Source organism: Microbulbifer sp. 2205BS26-8 (assembly GCF_030731025.1).
Taxonomy (GTDB): domain Bacteria; phylum Pseudomonadota; class Gammaproteobacteria; order Pseudomonadales; family Cellvibrionaceae; genus Microbulbifer; species Microbulbifer spongiae.
Genome location: NZ_JAVAMR010000130.1, coordinates 1 through 1,147, shown reverse-complemented (window position 1 = coordinate 1,147; position 1,147 = coordinate 1). Strand labels below are relative to the sequence as shown.

At 43.6% G+C, this 1,147-nt stretch carries 1 protein-coding gene; it reads right to left on the bottom strand.

Features of this window, described 5'->3' with window-relative positions; translation table 11 throughout:
• A partial coding sequence (locus Q5Y71_RS16860) for a S8 family serine peptidase (RefSeq protein ID WP_306043237.1) occupies window positions 1-1,111 on the bottom strand: 1,111 nt, incomplete at its 3' end.
• Between the last annotated feature and the right edge of the window lie 36 nt (window positions 1,112-1,147).

Sequence of the window (1,147 nt, the reverse complement as noted above, 5' to 3'; positions counted from 1 at the left end):
CAGTATCTAATACTCTGATAGTCCAAGATCCTTTAGCATTTTCACCATAAAATGCATTGGAAAGAACTACGACACCATCCATGATGTAACCAATGCTAGGTCCATCAGTAAAGTTTTGAGAAGGTGCTATTGCTGCCTGTTTGGAAGAAAGTAAAACACTCCTGGTGCCTGAAGGAGAAATGACTTCAAGCGCTAAGTCGTTACCAGCTGAGGTTAATAGACTGTCATTTAAAATGAAGCCCATATGGTCATTGCGAATATCAAACTCGAACTGCATAGCTTCAATAATAATATCTTCTGTAACTTCGATTTCCTGACTCACGCCAGTTGCATTATTGTCTGGAATAATCGCATCCAAGGCGGCTTCACCCGCAGTTGAGCCCAGGCCTTGCCATTCGGTGATAATTTGCTCGCCAAGGCTCTCTGAGTAATTTAAAGCCATGGCAACAGCTGCACCTGCATCAACTCGACCAAAGCCATAAAGGTTATTAAAGTGATAACCAGCTGCGTTTTCAATCCAGCCATCATGAGCAACAAAAGAGCCCTCTCCAATTGGCAGTTCAACCTTTTCGTTTTCAGGGTCATTCATAGTGCTTGTCGAAGCTAAAATGTGTCGAACATCACGCCAGGTCAACTCTGGGTTTGCTGATAAGATTAGAGACACAACACCGGATGCATTCGGCGCAGCAGAAGACGTACCATTGAAGGTTGAAATATAGTTACAACCCACATTCTCTGGATGGCCTGGGTAGTTGAATGAAAATATGAAGGCTGCAAGTTCTTCGCCATATATGTCTATGTGTCTACTATTAAAGCCAGAAGTACCATTAATACAAGTCATTTGATCAGTTGTTACCATGGCAGGAGCATAAACACCAAATTCACCAGCAGGAGCGGATACCATTATGCTTGCGCCAGCTGTTGAATAACTTGTATGTTTACCGTTAGCGTTCACCGCTGCAACATTCAAGTAATATGGGTGAGCGTGACTAGTCTGGAATGCTGAGTTATAACATGTTAGGCCTAACTTATTAGCACCATTATCAGCACATAAAGAACCTTCACGGTTGTCGCGACCGCTGTCCCCAAAAGCATTGCCACTAGACTTCATGCTCAAGGCACCTTTGCCGCCTCGAAGCATCAGATT